Source organism: Pseudomonas sp. CH61, from assembly GCF_059429415.1.
In genome coordinates, this window is sequence record NZ_CM182098.1 from 3,754,989 (window position 1) to 3,776,167 (window position 21,179).

General features: G+C 61.4%; 8 protein-coding genes. 4 read left to right on the top strand and 4 right to left on the bottom strand.

Translation table 11 applies throughout. The annotated features are described in order from the left end of the window. Positions 1 to 10: 10 nt before the first annotated feature. A complete protein-coding gene (locus tag AC5SEM_RS16800) occupies positions 11 to 13,009 on the bottom strand; it encodes a non-ribosomal peptide synthetase (RefSeq protein ID WP_495470871.1) in 12,999 nt (4,332 codons plus the stop codon). Between the two features lie 370 nt (positions 13,010 to 13,379). Between AC5SEM_RS16800 and AC5SEM_RS16805 the strand changes: the two genes are divergently transcribed. Further along, entirely contained in the window at positions 13,380 to 13,934 is a 555-nt protein-coding gene (locus tag AC5SEM_RS16805) for an RNA polymerase factor sigma-70 (protein WP_016985448.1), read from the top strand. A gap of 136 nt (positions 13,935 to 14,070) precedes the next feature. Here AC5SEM_RS16805 and AC5SEM_RS16810 read toward each other — a convergent pair whose 3' ends face one another. From AC5SEM_RS16810 to AC5SEM_RS16820, 3 genes are all read right to left on the bottom strand, one after another. After that, positions 14,071 to 15,084, bottom strand: coding sequence for a GNAT family N-acetyltransferase (locus AC5SEM_RS16810; RefSeq protein WP_495470872.1), 1,014 nt, complete (start codon positions 15,082 to 15,084; stop codon positions 14,071 to 14,073). 86 nt (positions 15,085 to 15,170) lie between these two features. Beyond that, on the bottom strand, positions 15,171 to 15,968 hold the full coding sequence (locus tag AC5SEM_RS16815) for a substrate-binding periplasmic protein (RefSeq protein ID WP_495470873.1): 798 nt from the start codon (positions 15,966 to 15,968) through the stop codon (positions 15,171 to 15,173). Between the two features lie 92 nt (positions 15,969 to 16,060). Further along, a complete protein-coding gene (locus AC5SEM_RS16820) occupies positions 16,061 to 16,684 on the bottom strand; it encodes a TetR/AcrR family transcriptional regulator (RefSeq protein WP_116030558.1) in 624 nt (207 codons plus the stop codon). 184 nt (positions 16,685 to 16,868) lie between these two features. On the opposite strand from AC5SEM_RS16820, the gene AC5SEM_RS16825 reads away from it, so the two are divergent. From AC5SEM_RS16825 to AC5SEM_RS16835, 3 genes are read left to right on the top strand one after another with little or no spacing between them, the layout of a single operon-like run. Continuing rightward, positions 16,869 to 18,653, top strand: a complete 1,785-nt coding sequence (locus tag AC5SEM_RS16825; RefSeq protein ID WP_495470874.1) for an acyclic terpene utilization AtuA family protein — start codon at positions 16,869 to 16,871, stop codon at positions 18,651 to 18,653. A gap of 12 nt (positions 18,654 to 18,665) precedes the next feature. After that, positions 18,666 to 19,535: an SDR family oxidoreductase gene (locus AC5SEM_RS16830; protein ID WP_495470875.1), complete on the top strand. Its 870-nt coding sequence runs from the start codon at positions 18,666 to 18,668 to the stop codon at positions 19,533 to 19,535. A gap of 3 nt (positions 19,536 to 19,538) precedes the next feature. Continuing rightward, complete coding sequence (locus AC5SEM_RS16835) at positions 19,539 to 21,155, top strand: acyl-CoA carboxylase subunit beta (protein ID WP_495470876.1); 1,617 nt, start codon at positions 19,539 to 19,541, stop codon at positions 21,153 to 21,155. Positions 21,156 to 21,179: the final 24 nt, after the last annotated feature.

The following is a 21,179-nucleotide window of genomic DNA, read 5'->3' on the forward strand; positions in this document are numbered from 1 at the left end:
CACTAGAGAACTAAAGGCCCTCCAGCTCCGCCATCAGATCATTCAACCGATCAACCTTCTCCTCGGTAATGTCACTCGCCGCCAGTCCATCAATGTACTCAGCCAGTTCCTCCACCGTGCTGCACTCGAACATCGCCCGCAGCGGCACATCGCGTTGCAGGGTTTTCTGCACGCGCGAGGCGATCTGCGTGGCCAGCAACGAGTGCCCGCCCAGCTCGAAGAAATTGTCGCGTACACCGACCTGCTCGACCTTTAACACTTCGGCCCAAATGTCGGCGAGGGTCCGCTCAAGATCATTGCGCGGCGCCAGATAGTCCTGGCTTTGCAACTGGCCGATCTCCAGCGCCGGAAGGGCTTTGCGATCGAGTTTGCCGTTGGCATTCAGCGGCATCTGCTCAAGCCACAACCAGTGCAGCGGCACCATGTATTCAGGCAACTCGGCGCGCAGGCGCTGTTTGATCCGCTCCAGGCGTTCGCTCGGATTGAGTGCTGAATCAGCCGCAACCAGATAACCGACCAAGTGCTTACCGTTGACGCCTTCCTGCACACCGACCGCGCCATCGCGCACTTCCGGTTGTTCGTGCAGGCGCGCTTCGATCTCACCCAACTCGATGCGGTAACCGCGAATCTTCACTTGATGGTCGACGCGGCCAACATACTCCAGCACTCCGTCGCTACGACGCCGCGCCAGGTCACCGGTGCGATACAGACGCTCGCCCGGCGCACCGAACGGGTTCGGCACAAACACCGGCGCGGTGCGCAGCGGATCGCTGACATAACCGCGACCGACACCCGTGCCCGCCACGCACAACTCACCGACCGCGCCCAACGGCACCAGGTCCAGCGCGCCATCGACCAAGTACAACAAGTTGTTGTCGGTCGGCGTGCCGATCGGCAAGTAACTGCCGCGCGTCGACGCCATGTCGACACGGAAGAACGCCACGTCATCCGAGCATTCCGCCGGGCCGTAAGCATTGACCAGACCGATGTCCGGGTAACGCAGCAGCCATTGGTGCGCCAGTTCCGGCGGCATCGCTTCACCGGTCGGCAACATCCAGCGCAAGCCATCCAGACTCAGACGATCCGCGGCGAGCATGCCCTGAATCAGCGACGGCACGCTCTCCAGCACGGTGATGCCCTGCGCTTGCACATGCACCAGCAACCCTTGCGGATCGTGGGCGATGGTGTTCGGCACGATGTCCACCCGCGCGCCGAACAACGGTGCGGCAAGGAACTGCCAGACCGAAATATCGAAGCTTTGCGAAGCGGTCTGGGCGATCACGTCGGCGTCGCTCAAATTCAAGTACGGCACCTTGCTCAACTGGTTGTTGAGCATGCCGCGCTGCTCGACCATCACGCCCTTCGGCAAGCCGGTGGAGCCCGAGGTGTAGATCACGTAAGCGAGGTTGTCCGGGCCGCTGTAAATACCCAGGTTCTGCGCCGAAGTCGCCGCTGCCTGGATCTCTTCCCACACCAGCAAGCGTGGGCGATTGGCGCAGCTGAATTCATCCAGCAACGTCTGCGCTTGTTCAAAGCATGCTTTGGAGCAGACCAGCACCGGCGTGCGGCTCAGCTCGATGATGCGCTGCAGACGCTGGCTCGGCAGGCCCGGATCCAGTGGCAGGTAACCCGCGCCAGCCTTGAAGCTGCCGATGATCATGCCGAGCAGATCGAGATTACGTTCGCCGAGCAATGCCACCGGTTGATCCCTCTGCACCCCGGCCGCGACCAGTGCATGGCCGAGACGGTTGGCATTCTGGTTCAGCTCGGCGTAGCTCTGTTGCTGATCAAGGCACGTCGCGGCGATGCGCTGCGGATGCGCGGCAACTTGCGCTTCGAACAGCGCAACGTAGCTCTGCTCGAGCGGATAATCGTGTGCACTCTGGTTGCAACCGTGCAGCAGGAAGTCCTGTTCCTCCGCGCCCAGCAGCGGCAGATCGGCCATGTCGCCATGGAAGCCGTCGACCAGCGCCAGCAACAGACGCTTGAACTCGCCGAGCATGCGCTCGATGGTCGATTCGTCGAAGTAACGCTGGTCGTATGACAGATGCAGACCAAGGTCATCGCCCGGGTAGCACACCGCCGTCAGCGGGAAGTTGGTGTGCGTACGGCCGGAGTCCGAAGTCGCATTCAGGCTCTGCGCACGATCCAGTACCGAGACTTCCACCGGGGCGTTTTCGAAGACGAACAGGCTGTCGAACAGCGGCTGGCCTTTCGGCAATTCGCTTTGTTCCTGGATGTTCACCAGCGGCAGGTATTCGTACTCGCGCAGTTGCATGTTGCTGTCGAGCAAACCTCTGAGCCACTGACGCACGCTGCTGCGCTGATCGTCCTCAGGCATTTTCACCCGCAGGGCGATGCTGTTGATGAACAGGCCGACGGTGCGTTGCATCTCCGGCATTTCCACCGGGCGCCCGGCCACGGTGACGCCGAAGAGCACGTCACGATCGCCGCTCATGCGCCGCAGCACCAAGGCCCACGCTGCTTGAGCAAAAGTGTTGATGGTCAGTTGATGGGCCTGCGCCAATTCACGCAGACGCGCACCGTCCTCGACATTGAGGCGGGTGTAGCGGTCACCGACGATCATCCCACCGCTTTCACCGGCGTGTTCACGCAGGAACGGCCGGTCGCTCGGGATCGGCGTGGTGCGCTCGAACCCATGCAGATTCTGCTGCCACCACTGCCGCGCTTCGGCCAGGCTCTGGCGTTGCAGCCAACCGATGTAATCGCGATAACGCGGCGGCACGCTCAATTGCGCTTCGCGACCTTCACCGAGAGCGGTGTAGATCTCGAAGAAGTCGTTCATCAGCAACGAACGGCACCAGGCATCGATGAGGATGTGGTGGTTGCTCATCATGAACCAGTAACGCGCCGCACCGACCTTGATCAGACGCAGGTGGAACGGTGCCTGATTGAGCAGATCGAAACCGGCCTCGCGCTCGCTTTTCAGCAAGGCTTGCAGCTGCGGTTCCTGCTCGGTTTCAGCGATGGCGCTCCAGTCCAGATATTCGATCGGCGTACGGCCCGGCGTGTGAATCACTTGCAGCATGTCTTCGCCGACGTTCCAGCAAAACGACGCGCGCAACGCTTCGTGACGGGCGATCACCGCTTGCCACGCCTGGGCGAAACGCTCGGCGTCGAGTTCGCTGTTGATACGGTAGCGATCCTGCATGTAGTACAGACCGGTGCCCGGTTCGAGCAAGGTGTGCAGCAACATGCCTTCCTGCATCGGCGTCAGCGGATAGACGTCTTCGATGTGCGCGGCTGGCACCGGCAAGGCATCGAGTTGCGCCTGAGTCAGCTTGGCCAGTGGGAAGTCCGACGGCGTCAAGCCACCGGCCTCGTCTTGCAGGCAATGGGTGATCAGGCTTTGCAGCTCGCCGAGGTAGGCATCGGCCAGATCGTTGATGGTTTGCGCCTCGTAACGCTCGGCGCTGAAGGTCCAGCGCAGCAGCAGTTCACCGCCGTAAACCTGACTATCAATGCTCAGCTCGTTCGGCAATGGCGCCTGCGGATCGTGGGCGGCACCGACCGCTTCATCCAGCGGACGGAACAGCGCATCGCTACCGAAGCTCTGGTCGAACTGGCCGAGGTAGTTGAAGGTGACCGGCGCCTGCGGCAACGCGGCCATGCTGCGCTGGCTGAGGTCATCGGCGAGATAACGCAGCACGCCATAACCCAGTCCTTTGTGCGGCATCGCGCGCAGTTGCTCTTTGATTGCTTTGATCGAAGCGCCCTGCCCTGCGGCTTCTTCGATGTTGTGCGGGGTCAGGCGTAATGGATAGGCGCTGGTGAACCAGCCGACAGTGCGGGTCAGGTCGATCTCGTCGAACAGGGTTTCGCGACCGTGGCCTTCCAGTTGAATCAGTGCCGACGGTTGACCGCTCCAGCGGCAGAGTACGCGGGCCAGTGCAGTCAGCAGCAAGTCGTTAACTTGCGTGCGGTACGCGGCTGGCGCCTGTTGCAGCAACTGTTTGGTGTACTCGGCATCGAGGCGCACGCTGACGGTTTGTGCGTGACGATTCTGCTGACCGCCCTGCGGGTTTTCGCACGGCAGATCGGCACTTGGGCCGGCCAGTTGGGTCTGCCACCAGTCGAGTTCTTCGCGCAGGGACTCGCTGCCGGCGTAGGCCTGCAGGCGTGCCGTCCAGTCCTTGAAGGCACTGGTTTTCGCCGGCAGTTTCACCGCTTGGTCGGCCGTCAGTTGGCGATAGACCGTTTGCAGATCGTCGAGCAACACGCGCCACGACACGCCGTCGACCACCAAGTGATGAATCGCGATAAACAGGCGTTGCTGACCTTGCGGGCCATCGACCAGTACGGCGCGCACCAACGGCCCTTGTTCAAGGTCGAGGCTGCGCTGGGCATCGGCGAACAGTGCTTCGCACTGGTCCATCGAGGTCACGCGTACTTGCCACAACACCGCCGCATCGGAGACCGGTTGGTGCGTTGCTTGCCACGCGTTGTTGACTTCGCTGAAGCGCAGACGCAAGGCGTCATGCTGCTCGATCACCGCCAGCAGCGCCTGCTCCAGACGATGCGATTCGAGGGTTGCGGTCGGCTCCAGCAACAACGCCTGGTTCCAGTGCTGACGCTGAGGAATATCGGTGTCGAAGAACCAATGCTGAATCGGCGTCAGGGCCGATTCGCCAACCACCAGACCCTGCTCGGCCGTCACCTGCTCGGTGCGACTGGCCACAGCGGCCAGCGTCTGCACGGTCTGATGCTGGAACAGATCACGCGGGCTGAAATGAATGCCTTGCTGTCTTGCACGACTGACCACTTGGATCGACAGAATCGAATCGCCGCCCAATTCAAAGAAGTTGTCGTTGAGGCCGACCTGTTCGACGTTCAGCACCTCGCACCAGATCTGCGCCAGGGTCTGCTCCAGCTCGTTGCTCGGCGCGACGTAGTCCTGACGATTCAACTCAGGATCCGGCGCCGGCAAGGCGCGGCGGTCGAGTTTGCCGTTGGCGGTCAGCGGCATGCTCGCCAGCAGAATCAGGTGCGTCGGCACCATGTAATCCGGCAGTTGCGCCTTGAGATGCGCCTTGAGGGCATCGCGTAATTCAGCCTGTCTGGCCTCGCTTTGCTCGGCGATTTCGCTGACCAGATAGCCCGCCAGTTGTTTGCCGCTCGGCGCATCGAGTGCAAGCACCACGGCTTCGCGGATCGAATCGTGATCGAGCAGGCGGGTTTCGATTTCGCCCAACTCGATACGGAATCCACGGATTTTTACCTGATGGTCGATCCGGCCCAGGTATTCCACCAAACCGTCGGCACGCTGGCGCACCAGGTCGCCGGTGCGGTACATGCGCCCGCCATCGGCGGCAAATGGGTCAGCGACAAAACGTTCGGCGGTAATGCCCGGACGGTCGTGATAGGCCTGCGCCAGACCGGCGCCGCCGACGAACAATTCACCGGTCGCGCCTTGCGGTACCAGCGCCAGATCGGCGTCGAGAATGTACGCGACACGCGCACCGATCACGCTGCCGATCGGCACACTGCCGGCGCCCTCCTCCAACACTTCCGGCGCCAGACTGGCCAGTGGCATGACCACGGTTTCCGTTGGTCCATAAGCGTTGAAAAACATCGCCGGTTTGAACGCTGCACGAATCCGTTGCAGGTGTTCACCGGTCAACGCTTCGCCACCGGTGATGATCATCCGCACCGGGAGGATTTCGTTTTGCGTCGAGAGGAACTGCGCCAACTGGCTGCCGTAGCTCGGGGTGAAACCGAGCACGTTAATTTTATGCGTGCGGATCAAACCGCAGATTTCTTCCGCGTCCCACTGACCTTGCGCACGCAGCACCACTTGCGCGCCGCTGAGCAACGGCACCAACAAACGCTCAGTTGCCGCATCGAAGTTGATCGAATAGAAGTGCAGTTCGCAGTCGTCCGGGCGCATGCCAAACCGCTCGATCACAGCCTGACAGTGCATGGCGATTTCGCCGTGGGAGACCACCACGCCTTTCGGCTTACCGGTCGAGCCCGAGGTGTAAATCAGGTAAGCCTGATGTTGCGGCAGGCTGATAAACGGCAACTCGCTGGCCGGGTAAGCGGCGAGTGCCGCGCTGTCCTCTTCCAGGCACCAGCGCGCCACGCTCGGCGGCAGATCGCCGAGGGCTTTGAACATTGCGCGATCACTGAGCAGCAAGCCGATGCGGCTGTCTTCGATCATGTAATGCAGACGGTCGAGCGGGTATTCCGGGTCCAGCGGCACGTACGCGCCGCCAGCCTTGAGGATCGCCAGCAGGCCGATGACCATTTCCAGCGAGCGCTCCAGTGCCAGACCAACGCGCACTTGTGGGCCAACGCCGCGCTCACGCAGGGCCCAGGCCAGGCGATTGGCGCGGGCGTCGAGTTCGGCGTAGCTCAGGGTCTGCCCGGCGAAGGTCAGGGCCGGTGCGTCTTTACGCGCCAGCGCTTGTTCGGCAAACAGGTGATGGATGCACTGGTCGAGACGATGCTCGCCCGGCTCGATGCCGAGGCTGTCGAGCAGGTGCTGTTGCTCGGGCTGATCGAGCAGCGGCAATTCGCTGAGGCGCTGTTGCGGATCGGCGATCAGCGCTTCAAGCAGATTGCGCCAATGTCTGGCCATGCGCGCGATGGTCGGCTCGTCGAACAAATCGGTGCTGTAAGTCAGGCAGCAACCGAGGCGATGGTCGAGGTCGGTGACTTCCAGGTTGAGGTCGAACTTGGTCGCCCGCGCATCGTTGGCCAGGTACTCGACGGTCATGCCGGCGAGCATGCGGCTCTGCTGGAACTCCCAGCGCTGCACATTGCACATCACCTGGAACAGCGGGTTGTAGGCGGCGCTGCGCGGTGGCTGCAAGGCTTCAACCAGATGATCGAACGGCAGGTCCTGATGCGACTGGCCTTCGATCACGGTATGACGCACCTGCTCGAACAGTTCGCCGACCGACATCATGCCGTCGAGCTGGCAACGCAGAACCTGGGTGTTGAGGAACGCGCCGATCAGCCCTTCGCTTTCCGGACGGATGCGGTTGGCCACCGGCGCGCCGATGCGCAGATCGGTCTGGCCGCTGTAGCGGTAAAGCAACGTGGCGAGCGCGGCGGTCATGGTCATGAACAGGGTCAGACCGTGTTGCGCATTGAACGCACGAACGCGCGTGGCGAGGTCGTCGCTCAGGTCGAAACGGAACAGTTCGCCCTGATGACTTTGCACCGGCGGGCGCGGACGGTCGCCCGGCAATTCCAGCAGCGGATGCTCACGGCCCAGCTGTGCAGTCCAGTAGTCGAGTTGACGCTGACGCTCGCCGGACTCCAGCCAGTTGCGCTGCCAGACGCTGTAGTCGAGGTATTGCACCGGCAGCGGCTCAAGCGGCGAATCGCGATCATCGACAAACGCTTCGTACAGCGCACTGAGTTCGCGGGCGAAAATATCCATCGCCCAGCCTTCGGTGACGATGTGGTGCAGGGTCAGCACGAAGTAATGCTCGTGTTCGGCGGTCTTCACCAGGCAGGCGCGCAGCAGCGGACCGGTTTCCAGGTCGAACGGCAGATGCGCTTCTTCGTCGGCCAGCTGCTGAACCTTTTGCTCGCGCACATCGGCAGCAAGTTTTGAGAAATCCTTCCAGCCCATGCGCACGCCGGTCTCGGCATGCACCTGCTGACGGGCGACGCCGTCGACGCTCGGGAACGTGGTGCGCAGGGTTTCGTGACGCAGGATCAGCGCTTGCAACGCCGCCTCGAAACGCTCGACGTGCAACACGCCACGCAAGCGCGCCATGCCGCCGACGTTGTACGCCGGGCTGTCCGGCTCCATCTGCCAGAGGAACCACATGCGCTGTTGCGAGTAGGACAGCGGCACCGGTTTGCTGCGATCAACCTTATCGATCGGCGGCTGTTTGTTGGTACTGCCGCTGGCCTGGATCAGGCGGATCTGTTCGGCGAAATCACCGAGCTCGCTGTGCTCGAACAAGGCGCGCAACGGCAGCTCGACGTCACAGGCCTGACGGGTGCGCGAGATGATTTGCGTGGCCAGCAGCGAGTGACCGCCGAGGGCGAAGAAGTCGTCGCGCAGGCCGACTTGGGTAAGGCCAAGGACTTCGCGCCAGATCGCGGCGATCTGCTGTTCCAGTTCAGTCACCGGTTCGACGTGCTCACGCACTTGCCATTGCGGCTCGGGCAAGGCGCGGCGGTCGAGTTTGCCGCTTGGGCTTAGCGGCATTGCAGCCAGACGCATCAGTTGCGCCGGGACCATGTATTCCGGCAGCTCGGCGGCCAGCGCGGTTTTCAGGCGAGCAATTTGCTCATCCTGATCTTCGCCGGCATCAAGGGCGGTGAAGTAGCCGATCAACTGCGCGCCGGCAGCGGTTTCGCGCACCAGCACCACGGCTTGGGCGACGCCGTCCTGTGCGAGCAAGCGTGCTTCGATTTCTTCCGGTTCGACGCGGAAGCCACGCAGTTTGACCTGCTGATCGAGACGGCCGAGGTATTCGATCACGCCATCGGCGGTCCAGCGCGCACGGTCGCCGGTGCGGTACAAACGCGCGCCCTGCTCACCCAGCGGATCGACGACAAAACGCTCTGCGGTCAGCGATGGACGGCCAAGGTAACCGCGAGCCAGACCGATACCGCTGATGCACAGTTCACCCGACACACCGGCCGGCACTGGATTGAGATCGGCGTCGAGCACTCGGCAAATCACGTTGCCCAGTGGACGACCGATCGGCGAACGTTCGCCATCGGCAGAGGTGCAGTGCCAATGGGTGACGTTGATTGCGGTTTCAGTCGGGCCGTAACGGTTGTGCAATTGCACCGCCGGCAGTTGCGCCAGCACGCGGTTACGCAGTTCGGCCGGCAACGCTTCACCGCCCGAGAAGACCCGGCGCAGGCTGGTGCATTCGGCGCTCAGCGGTTCGTCAATGAACAGCGAAAGCAGCGGCGGGACAAAGTGCAACGTGGTCACGCCATGTTCTTGAACCAGTTGGGCGATGCGATGCGGATCGCGGTGTTCACCGGGACCTGCAATCAGCAGGCGTGCGCCGGTGATCAGCGGCCAGAAGCATTCCCACACCGACACGTCGAAACTGATCGGCGCCTTTTGCATCAGCACATCGGTTTCGTTGAGCGCGTAAGCGTTCTGCATCCATTGCAGACGTTCGGCCAGCGCCGCATGAGTGTTGCCGACGCCTTTCGGTTGGCCGGTGGAGCCCGAGGTGTAAATCACATAGGCGAGGTTGTCGCCGTGCAAGTGCAGACCAGGTGCCTGGCTCGGCCAGTTTTCCAGGTGCAGCGCGTCCATGGCGATCACGCTGACGCCGTCGCTGGCCGGCAAGCGCTCAAGCAATTCGGTTTGGGTCAGGAGCAATTCGACACCGCTGTCGCTGAGCATGTAAGCCAGACGATCGGCCGGGTAATCCGGGTCCAGCGGTACATAGGCGCCGCCGGCCTTGATGATCGCCAGCAAGCCGATCAACAGCTGCGGCGAACGCTCGGCGGCGATGGCCACGCAGACATCCGGGCCGACGCCTTTGTCGCGCAGATAGTGCGCGAGACGGTTGGATTGCGCGTGCAGTTCAGCGAAGTCGAGGCTGCCACCGTCCCACACCAGCGCGGTGCGCTCCGGGGTCAGACGCGCCTGTTCATTGAGCAGTTCCGGCAACCACTGTTGCGCCGGAGTGCACGGTGCGACGCTCCAGTTTTTTTGCTGAGCGTGCTCGCTGGTGGTCAGCAATTGCAGGTCGCCGATGGCTTGCTCCGGGCGTTCGCAGACTTCGCGCAACAGGTTGCTGAAGTGCTCGGCCAGACGTTCGATGGTCGCGGCGTCAAACAATTCGCTGGCATAGTCGAAGGACAAGGTCAGGCGACCGTTGCGATCTTCCTCGCTATGCAATTGCAGGTCGAACTTGGCTTCGCGGCTGTGCCACGGCAACTCATCGGCGAGCAGACCCGGCAGGCGCTTGAGCGCACTCAGATCACGTTGCTGGTGGTTGAACATGACCTGGAACAAGCCTTGTTCACGAGCCTGCGGAAAGGCTTCGAGCAGCTGTTCGAACGGCAGATCCTGATTCGCTTGGGCACCGAGTGCGGCTTGGCGTGTCTGGGCTAACAGCTCGACAAACGACTGGCGCGAATCGATTTGCGCACGCAGCACTTGAGTGTTGATGAAGAAGCCGATCAGGCCCTGGGTTTCCAGGCGCGGACGGTTGGCGTTGGGTACGCCGATGCGAATGTCGCGCTGACCGCTGTAGCGATGCAGCAGGCTCTGCAATGCCGAAAGTAACAGCATGAACGGTGTCGATTGGTGAGCCTGCGCCGTGTGGCGGATCGCATCGCTGAGGCTGCCGGCCAGACGCACGGTATGGCGTGCTGCGCTATGAGTTTGCTTAGCGGACCGTGGGTAATCGGTGGCCAATTCCAGCGCTGGATGCTCGTCACCCAACTGCGCTTTCCAGTACGCCAGTTGCCGCTCGCCCTCGCCTTGCGCCAGCCATTGGCGCTGCCAGCTACCGTAGTCGGCGTAATGGGTTGGCAGTGGCGTGAGGCTGGCCGTCGCGCCTTGCGAAGCGGCGGCGTACAGGCGCGAGAACTCGTCGATCAATATGTTCAGCGACCAGCCGTCAGCGATGATGTGGTGCAGCGTCACCAGCAACTGGTGATCTTCGTCGTCGAGACGCACCAGCGTCACCCACAGCAGCGGGCCTTTTTCCAGGTCGAACTGCGTGCGTGCTTCGTCTTCGCGGATTTGTTGCGCACGGGCTTCACGCTCAGCCGCCGGCAAGTCGCTGATGTCGATCAGTTGCAGGTTGAGTTCGGCGGCGGCAGCGACTTGTTGCAGGGCCACGCCGTTGCGTTCGAAGAAGCGTGTGCGCAGGGATTCATGGCGTTCGATCAGTTGCTGGAAACTGGTGCGCAACGCGTCTTCGTCCAGTTCGCCGCGCAGACGAAGGCCGCCGGGAATGTTGTAGGCACTGCTTTGCTGGTCAAGTTGCCAGGTGATCCACAGACGGTTTTGTGCCAGCGATTGCGGCATTGGCTCGCTACGCGACAACGCAGTGATTGCGCCTTGCGCGCTGCCGCCATCCTGTTGCTGTTGTGCCACGGCAGCGGCGAATGCCGACAGCGTGGGTGCTTCGAAAAGCAGACGTAGGTTCAGCTCAAGGCTGAGTTCTTCGCGAATTCGGGCGATCACTTGCGTGGCGGCGATCGAGTTGCCGCCGAGCAGGAAGAAGTGATCGTCGGCGTTGACCTGTTTGACGTTGAGTTGCTCGGCCCAGATGTTCGCGATCAGCGCTTCAAGTTCTGAGGCGCTGGCTGCCGTGTCCTCGGTTGCGGATGTGGTCGACGGGAATACTGCGTAGCTGTCGAGGCTGCCATCGGCCAGACGATTGCGGCACGCCGAACGCTGCAATTTGCCGCTGGAGGTTTTCGGTAGCGCGCCCGGATTGAGCAGCACCACCACGCTTGGCGCCTCCTGATACGCCTCAGCCACGGCCTGACGAATGGCTTTGATCAAGGCTTCCGGCGGCAGGATTTTCTGCACGCTGCGGCTGATTTCCGCGGCGATGCCGATGCCCTCTTCGCCATTCTGACTGACGGCGAATGCAGCGACGCGGCCCTTGCGCACGACCTCCACTTCGTTCTCAACGGTCTTCTCGATGTCCTGCGGATAGAGGTTGTGACCGCGCACGATGAGCATGTCTTTCAAGCGCCCCGTGATGAACAGTTCACCGTCGCGGATAAAGCCCAGATCACCAGTGCGCAACCAGGTACGGCCGGCGTGCTGGACGAAGGTCTTGGCACTGGCTTCGGGGTTGCGCCAGTAGCCGAGAGCGATACTCGGGCCGGCGGCCCAGACTTCGCCCACCGCGTTATCGGCGAGTTCGTCGAGACTGCTCGGCTCGACGATCAGCACAGCGTGTTCCGGCTGGCTGATGCCGCAGCTCATGATCGGACTGCCCTCGCCCGGCTCGGCGCGGTTTTGCGCCAGCGCCTGATCGTCCACACGCAGTGCCGGGATGCCGGTGCCGCGCGGGGTGCCGGCGACGAACAATGTGGCTTCGGCCAGACCGTACGAGGCCATGAAATTGTCTGCGCTGAAACCGCACGCGGTGAACTTCTCGGCGAAGCGTTCGAGGGTGTCGAGACGGATCGGTTCGGAACCGGAATAGGCCACGCGCCAACGGCTCAGATCGAGACGTTCGAGTGCCGATTCGCTGACGCGCTCGCTGCACAATCGATAAGCAAAGTCCGGCCCGCCGCTGATGGTGCCGCCGTATTCGCTGATCGCTTCCAGCCAACGCAACGGCCGGCCGAGGAAGTAGGCCGGTGACATGAGAATGCACGGCACGCCGCTGAAAATCGGCTGCAGCAGACCACCGATCAAACCCATGTCGTGATACAGCGGCAGCCAGCTGACGATCACATCATCCGGATTTACATCGATACCGAAACCGTGACGGATCAACAGTTCGTTGGCGACCAGATTGCCGTGGCTGACCTGCACGCCTTTGGGCAGTGCAGTAGAGCCGGAGGTGTATTGCAGGAACGCGATGTGGTCCTGCGGCAGGACCGGTTCAACCCATCGTTCGGCGAGCGTACGGTCGAGGGTATCGACGCACAACAGCGGCGGCGCGCCGTCGATCTGCTGCAACGCGTCGCGCAGGTCGGCACTGGTCAGCAGCAGACGCGGTTCGGCGTCGGCAATGATCGACAGCAAACGCTCCTGATGGTGACGACGCGCGGATTCCGGCGGATAGGCTGGCACCGCGATGACGCCGGCGTACAGGCAGCCAAAAAACGCCGCGACATAGTCCGGGCCGCTCGGGAACAGCAGCACCGCGCGATCACCGAATTCAGCCTCAGCCTGCAACGCGGCAGCAATCGTACGCGCGCGCTGATCCAGTTCGCGATAACTCAGTATCACAGCCTGCTCTTCGCTTTCGGCAAGAAAACGCAAAGCCAGTCGATCCGGCGTCAGAGCCGCGCGGCGCTGGAGGGCTTGGACCAGGGTGCTGGGGAGTTCGAACGCGTCGGTCATGAGGTTTCCTGCCTGAATTCGGCTTGCTAATGGAATCGGGTTGCTGCGTCACACCCCTCGAAGGGCATGCAGGGCGCGGTCTGTGCCGACCGCGCAAGGCATCGGAATGCTGTCTGGCCGGGGATGTGTACCCGGAACCATTCACCAATGAGAACGGATGACGTCTTGAAATAATTAGTCGGCAGGCTGGATAGCCAATGGGGCTGGGGTGTGGCGGCGTGTCGCAGGTCTCAGAATGCACCGTTGTGGATCATTAGTTCTCTTTCTCAATTGACAATCATTATCATTCAACATAATTTGTCGCTCGATGTGTAGGACGGCCCCGTCCCCCAGGCGTCCCACTAACCTATTTGGCAGCAAGGTGATTTCCATGACGGAACAAGTATCCACAAGCAGGTGCGATTCACCGCTACTTCAGGCATTCGTCGACAATCGACTGATTCTGGTCAAGATTGCAGCCCGTATTACCGGCTGCCGCTCACGTGCCGAAGACGTGGTGCAGGATGCGTTTTTCCGATTGCAGTCGGCGCCACCGATCACGTCGTCGATCAAGGCTCAACTGAGCTATCTGTTCCAGATCGTGCGCAACCTCGCCATCGATCACTACCGCAAACAGGCGCTGGAACAGAAGTACTCCGGCCCTGAAGAGGAAGGGCTGAACGTGGTCATTCAGGGTGCTTCGCCGGAAACCTCGCACATCAATTTCTCGACCCTGGAAAACATCGCCGATGCACTGACCGAGCTGCCTAGCCGCACTCGCTATGCGTTCGAAATGTACCGCCTGCACGGCGTGCCGCAAAAGGACATCGCCAAGGAACTCGGCGTATCGCCAACCCTGGTCAACTTCATGATTCGTGATGCACTGGTGCACTGCCGCAAGGTCTCGGGCAGTCGTCGGGATGCGGTGATTGCCGGTCGTCGCTAAGATTCAGATTTTGCGTCAAGCCATTCGCGAGCAGGCTCGCTCCCACATGGAATTTGTGAGTGCCACAAAACCCATGTGGGAGCGAGCCTGCTCGCGAAGGCGGCCTCAAGATCACATAAATCCTGAAGCCAGATCATCACGCCAGCTTGCACCGTTCAAAAAACCGCTCACGCCCCAGGATCATCAGCGCCGCGCGCTTGTGCGGGAAGTCGAACTCTTTCTCACAGTGAAAGCACTGATTCTGCATATGGCCGATCATCTTCGCATTGTCCGCCCGAGGTTCGGCAACCACGCGCTGAGTGCGCGGATCATCCAGAAACAGGTAATGCACCAGCGCCGATAACCAGCTCGCCACTTTGTGCGGGCCGCGGTGATCTTCCTCACCCACCAGCATGTGAATGCCGCGATCGTAATTGTCGGTATCGTAGAACGGCGCGATGCGATCTTCCTTGGCCCAATAGGCTTCGAAATAGGCAAACGGCTGATCATCGAAACAGCCAATCAGCGTCAGCGTATGCGGGTCAGCATCGAGCTTGCTCAAGTATTCGCGGTGCTTCTCGAGACTGCCCTCTTCCTGCCAGAAACTGGCGACGCGCGGGCTGTTCTGCCAGCGGTTGAAACGCGGCAAATCGTCTTCGATCTCGACTGTACGCAAGGAAATCCATGCACCCAGACGCGCATCGAAACGCCGATACACTTCGCCCCGCGGCTTCACCGGGCGCAGCGGATGACGCTTGCCCTGGCTGATGACCATTTGCTGCGGATAGCTGCCTGCCAGCGAAGTGCCGAGCCACGGTTGTGGCAACTGCCAGAACAGCGTGCGCTCGCAGCGATATTCGCCAGCCACTTCGGTGCTCACCAGCAAGCCACTGAGCAACGCTTCGGTCGGCGGCTGATCCAGTTGCCAGGTCAACTGCTGGCACGCCGGATCCCGCGCGAACAACCAGTAACAGGCCGCCCACAGCGCCTGCCCGGGCGGCAAAGCGAAGCGCTCATCGATCTGGATCGGCCCCTTGGCCTCCCGATCAAGGCGCAAGCGGATCAGCGGTTGCCCGTCCAGGCTCAGGCTCAGACGGCTTTCGGTTGCATCAGCGATCAGTTGACTGCCCGAAGGCAAGGCCAGGGCAGTCAGGTCATTCAGATTGGACATGGGTCGGGCTCACGATAATCGTCGACAGTTCAACGATGTGACGTGAGCCGAGAGGGAAAATTTAGGCTTTGCGGAAAATCAGTGCCTCAGCGATGAGGCACTGGCACCACCGCAATTTTGTAGGGATCGAAAATCTTCAGCATCTCGCCATTGTCGCGCAGGCCTTGCAGCAACTTGCCAAACGCAGCACCGGTAATCGGCGCCGTCGGGCGAAGAATGGCGTAATGGTGATAGACCTGATCAATGCGCTGCGACACCAGCAATTCGTCGCGCACCTTCTCGTTACGCAGCAGGTAATCGAACAGATAGGAACGCGTCACCAGGGCGATATCCGCCCGCGAACGCAGGACCATCAGCAGATTGCTGTCGTGGGAATAGGTCAGCGTGGCGTTGAAATTCTGCGCGAGGAATTTTGGGTCGGCGTTGAAGTTGGCGAACTCGTAGTGGTAACCGCTGAACAGCGCCAGGCGCTTGCCGGTGAGATCGGCAAAATAGTTCTGCTGACGACCGTCTTCGCGTTGCGCGACGAAAATCTCCGCGTCCTCAAGACCCATGTCGACATCCGCGTGGGGAATCTCCTTCCAGCCCCAGTCGGGATTCTCGAAAATCGCCATGTCGATCCGACCCTGCTTGAAATCCCCGAAGCGCCGCGGAATCGAGGTGGGCACAAGGACGAATTGATAGTCGCTTTGCAGGCGATTGAGGGCCTCGACCAGTTGCGGCAAGAGACCTGTGTCAGCGCCGTTTTCCGGGCGAATGGTGTAAGGCGGAAAATGCGCCGCGCCGCCCCGAACCAATTGCGCTGCCTGAGCGGGCAATACCCAGAATGCAGCCAGCGCTGCGAGCATCAACCCCGCGGCCGTCCGAATTGGCAAAGACTTCAAAACACCCCACTCCCCGAAAAAATACCGATCAATGCATTCAAGCTAGGCGGTTTCGCCCAGTTAGCCAGTTTCCCGGCTGGATAGAAAGTGCTTCAACGCGCTTCGAGGACCAGAATCAACGCCTCATCGGCCAACTGATCGAGGCTCAAACTGCCGCCGGCACGGAACCAGGTGGTCGTCCACGACAGTGCACCAGTGAGGAAACGTCGGGTAATAAATACATCGCCACGGATAAATCCAGCGTCCTTGGCTTCACCCAGCACTTGCAGCCAGATGTCCTCGTAGACATCGCGCAGCGCCAGCACTTTGGCCTGACCGTCTTCGGACAGCGAGCGCCACTCATAAACCAACACCGCCATGGCTTCACCGCTGCCGCCCATGATCGACTGCAGTTCGCAGCGGATCAGCGCCAGCACCCGTTCGCGCACATTCGTCGCGTCGGCGAGCGCCGCACGCATCAACGCGGTGTTGTAACGGATGGTTTCTTCCATCACTGCGCGGAGGATTTCATCCTTGCTTTTGAAGTGATGAAAAATGCTTCCCGACTGGATGCCGACGGCGCCGGCCAGGTCACGCACCGTGGTGCGTTCGTAGCCTTTGTTGCGAAACAGGTGAGCGGCCACTTGCAGCAATTTGCCGCGGGCGCTGTCGGGGTCGGTCAATTGGCCTTCATCAACCAAATCGCGCATGACCCTCAGGGCTTTTTGCTCGTCCACCCGTTCTCTCCTACAGTCGATCAGTCTGTTGCCCCCTGAAACCGCAGGGTTGCGCGCAATTTAAGCCGCCAGCGGCAACCAAGCAAGCGCTTGGGCAGAAGATAGTTTCAACTGTTTACAAACCAAGCGCTTGCTTGGTAGCCTCCAGACACTTCTGTCGCAGGTCGCTGAGTCGGAGATAAAAATGCCCACCACCGTTCGCATCGGATGCGCCAGTGCATTCTGGGGAGATACGTCCACCGCCGCCGCGCAGTTGGTGGAGGGCGGCAAGCTCGACTATCTGGTGTTCGATTATCTGGCCGAAATCACTATGTCGATCATGGCCGGCGCCCGCCTGAAGGACCCGCAGGCGGGCTTCGCCAGTGACTTCATCGAAATCCTCACGCCGCTGCTGCCACAGTTGGCCGAGCAGAACATCCGCGTCATCAGCAATGCCGGCGGCGTCAATCCGCAGGCCTGCGCCAACGCCTTGCAAGCGGCCTGTGACAAGGCCGGCATCGACCTGAAAATCGCCGTACTGCTCGGCGATGACCTGCAACCGCAATTCAAACAACTCAACGGCATCAGCGAGATGTTCAGCGGCACCCCGCTGCCGCCGATGTGCGTGTCGACCAACGCCTACCTCGGCGCGCCGGGCATCGTCGAAGCCCTGCGCCTGGGCGCCGACATCGTCATCACCGGGCGAGTAGTCGACAGCGCTGTAGTCAGTGCGGCACTGGTGCATGAATTCGGCTGGTCGTGGCACGACTACGACAAACTCGCCCAGGCCGCGCTGGCCGGGCACATTATCGAATGCGGCGCGCAATGCACCGGCGGCAACTTCACCGATTGGCGCGACGTGCCGGATTACGAACACATCGGCTTTCCGATCGTTGAGGTCAGCGCCGACAGCCAATTCATCGTCAGCAAACCCGAAGGTTCCGGTGGACTGGTCACACCACTGACCGTCGGCGAGCAGATGCTGTATGAAATCGGCGATCCACAGGCCTATCTGTTGCCCGACGTGGTCTGCGACTTCACTCAGGTCAAACTTCAGCAACAAGGCAAAAACGTGGTGCACGTGCACGGCGCCAAAGGCCTGCCCCCCGGCGACAAGTACAAGGTCAGCGCCACGTACCCGGACGGTTTTCGCTGCACCGCCAGTTGTCTGATCGCCGGTATCGATGCGGTGGACAAGGCGCGGCGCGTCAGTCAGGCAATCATCGCCAAAACGGCGGAGATGTTCAGCCAGCGCGGTTGGCCGCCCTACAGCGAAACCGACATCGAATTGCTCGGCAGCGAAGCCACCTATGGCCCCCACGGCCAGCGCCACGACAGCCGTGAAGTGGTGATCAAACTCGCCGTGCGTCACCCGAATAAACAGGCACTGGTGCTGTTCTCCCGGGAAATCGCCCAGGCCGCCACCGGCATGGCACCAGGCCTGACCGGTATCGTCGGCGGGCGGCCGACGGTGTATCCGCTGATTCGTCTGTTTTCATTCCTGATCGATAAAAGCGCCTGCACCTTGCAGATTGATCTGGCCGGCGTTCGCCATCCTTGTGCCCTGCCCTCATTGGCAGCGCTCGACAGCGAAGATTTGCCGATTCCCCAGCAACCGCCGAAACCTCAGGGCCGCGCCGATGCCAGTGTGGCGTTGGTGAAACTGGCCGTGGCGCGCTCCGGTGACAAAGGCAATCACAGCAACATCGGCGTGCTGCCGCGCAACCCCGAATACCTGCCGTGGATCGCCGAAGCGCTGACCCCGGCCGTCATTGTCGACTGGATGAGCCACGTGCTCGACCCGATCCACGGCCGGGTCGAACGCTGGTATCTGCCCGGCACCCACAGCCTGAATTTTCTCTTGGAAAACGCTCTCGGCGGTGGCGGCGTGGCCAGTCTGCGCATCGACCCGCAAGGCAAAGCCTTCGCCCAGCAACTGCTGGAAATCCAGATCCCGGTGCCGCAGAGCATCGCCGAACAGCTCGACTAGAGGATTGTTTGCATGGCTTACGCGTCGATTTTCAACGCCGATCTGTTCAGCGGCCAGACCATCATCGTCACCGGCGGCGGCAGCGGCATCGGCCGTTGCACCGCGCATGAACTGGCAGCGCTCGGCGCGAATGTGCTGCTGGTCGGGCGCAAGCCGGAAAAGCTCGAAAAAGTCGCCGCCGAAATCGCCGAGGACGGTGGCCGCGCGCACTGGAAGGCTTGCGATATCCGTGATGAAGAAGCGGTCAAACAACTGGTCAAGGAGCTGATCGCCGAGCACGGGCCGATTCATGGTCTGGTCAACAATGCCGGCGGCCAGTACCCGTCGCCATTGGCCTCGATCAATCAGAAAGGTTTCGAAACCGTGTTGCGCACCAATCTGGTCGGCGGTTTTCTGATGGCGCGGGAAGTGTTCAATCAGTCGATGAGCAAACACGGTGGCAACATCGTCAACATGCTCGCCGACATGTGGGGCGGCATGCCCGGCATGGGCCACTCGGGCGCGGCGCGGTCGGGCATGGACAACTTCACCAAGACTGCCGCGTTCGAATGGGGTTATGCCGGCGTGCGGGTCAACGCGGTGGCGCCGGGCTGGATCGCCTCCAGCGGCATGGATACTTACGAAGGCGCGTTCAAAGCGGTGATTCCGACCCTGCGTGAACATGTGCCGCTCAAGCGCATCGGCACCGAGTCGGAAGTCAGCGCCGCGATCTTGTTTCTGCTCAGCCCGGCGGCGGCATTCATCAGTGGCAGCACGCTGAAAATCGATGGCGCGGCCAGCCTCGGCAGCCGTGCATGGCCACTGCACAAGGCCACTCACAGTGAGTCGTTCAACGGCTTTCACCGGGCCTACCTGCCCGATGTCCTCAAGGACAAGGAGTAGGCCATGCCGCAGATCCAGTCCCGACTCGACCCGCACAGCGAAGCGTTTGCCCGCAACCGTGCGGCAATGCTCACGGCCATCGAGCAAGTCCGGCAACTCGAACAGAACCTCCTGAATAAGGCTGCCGAAGCCAAAGCGAAATTCGACAAGCGCGGGCAATTGCTGCCGCGCGAACGCCTGAACCTGTTGCTCGATCCCGGCGCGCCGTTTCTCGAACTGGCCAGCCTCGCCGGCTACAAGTTGCACGACGACAAGGACGGCAGCTCGGCCGGTGGCGGGCTGATCGCCGGTATCGGTTACGTCTGCGGCATCCGCGCGATGATCGTGGCGAACAACAGCGCCATCAAGGGCGGCACCATCTCGCCAAGCGGTCTGAAAAAATCCCTGCGCCTGCAACAGATCGCCCAGGAAAATAAACTGCCGGTGATCACCCTCGCCGAAAGCGGTGGCGCCAATCTCAATTACGCGGCGGAGATTTTCGTCGAAGGCGCACGCAGTTTCGCCAATCAGGCGCGGATGTCAGCCATGGGTTTGCCGCAGATCACCGTGGTGCACGGCTCGGCCACGGCGGGCGGCGCTTATCAGCCGGGGTTGTCGGATTACATGGTGGTGGTGCGAGGCAAGGCCAAGCTGTTTCTCGCCGGTCCCCCGCTGCTGAAAGCCGCCACCGGTGAAGTCGCCACCGATGAAGAACTCGGTGGCGCCGAGATGCACGCGCAGGTTGCCGGGACCGCTGAATACCTCGCGGAAAACGATGCCGATGGCGTGCGTCAGGTCCGCGAAATCCTGCGCATGCTGCCTTGGAATGAGCAACTGCCGTGGCTGCCGGAGCCGCAATACAAAGAGCCGCTCTACCCGATCGAAGAGTTGCTCGGGCTGATCCCCGACGATCCGAAAAAAACCTATGACGTGCGCGAAATCATCGCGCGTATTGCCGATGAGTCCTGCTTTGTCGAATTCAAGGGCGAGTTCGATCAACAGACCATTTGTGGCCAGTTGAAGATTCAGGGCCGCGCCTGCGGCTTTATCGGCAACAACGGCCCGATCACCCCGAACGGTGCGAGCAAGGCAGCGCAGTTCATTCAGTTGTGCGATCAGAGCCAGACGCCGCTGCTGTTTTTCCACAACACCACCGGCTTCATGGTCGGCACCGAATCGGAACAGCAAGGCGTGATCAAACACGGCTCGAAGCTGATTCAAGCGGTGGCCAATGCACGGGTGCCTAAACTGACGATGGTCGTCGGCGGTTCCTACGGCGCCGGCAACTACGCGATGTGCGGGCGCGGACTCGATCCGCGCTTCATCTTCGCCTGGCCGAACAGCCGTACGGCGGTGATGGGCGGTGCGCAGGCCGGTAAAGTGCTGCGCATTGTCACCGAAGCCAAACAGCTCAAGGACGGCCTGACACCAGACGCGAAAATGCTCGACATGCTCGAACAGGTCACCGCGCAGAAACTCGACAGCCAGTCCACCGCGCTCTACGCCAGCGCCAATCTGTGGGACGACGGGCTGATCGATCCGCGCGACACGCGCACCCTGCTCGGCTATTTGCTCGATATCTGCCACGAAGCCGACATTCGCACGCTGCAACCCAACAGCTTCGGCGTCAGCCGGTTCTGACCGCCACGGATTTTACGGAGAACA

Excerpts from the sequence above, each read along its gene's own strand:
- AC5SEM_RS16800 (WP_495470871.1), bottom strand. The coding sequence starts at position 13,009 with ATGACCGACGCGTTCGAACTCCCCAGCACCCTGGTCCAAGCCCTCCAG.
- AC5SEM_RS16830 (WP_495470875.1), top strand. The coding sequence starts at position 18,666 with ATGGCTTACGCGTCGATTTTCAACGCCGATCTGTTCAGCGGCCAGACC.
- AC5SEM_RS16810 (WP_495470872.1), bottom strand. The coding sequence starts at position 15,084 with ATGTCCAATCTGAATGACCTGACTGCCCTGGCCTTGCCTTCGGGCAGT.
- AC5SEM_RS16805 (WP_016985448.1), top strand. The coding sequence starts at position 13,380 with ATGACGGAACAAGTATCCACAAGCAGGTGCGATTCACCGCTACTTCAG.
- AC5SEM_RS16835 (WP_495470876.1), top strand. The coding sequence starts at position 19,539 with ATGCCGCAGATCCAGTCCCGACTCGACCCGCACAGCGAAGCGTTTGCC.
- AC5SEM_RS16825 (WP_495470874.1), top strand. The coding sequence starts at position 16,869 with ATGCCCACCACCGTTCGCATCGGATGCGCCAGTGCATTCTGGGGAGAT.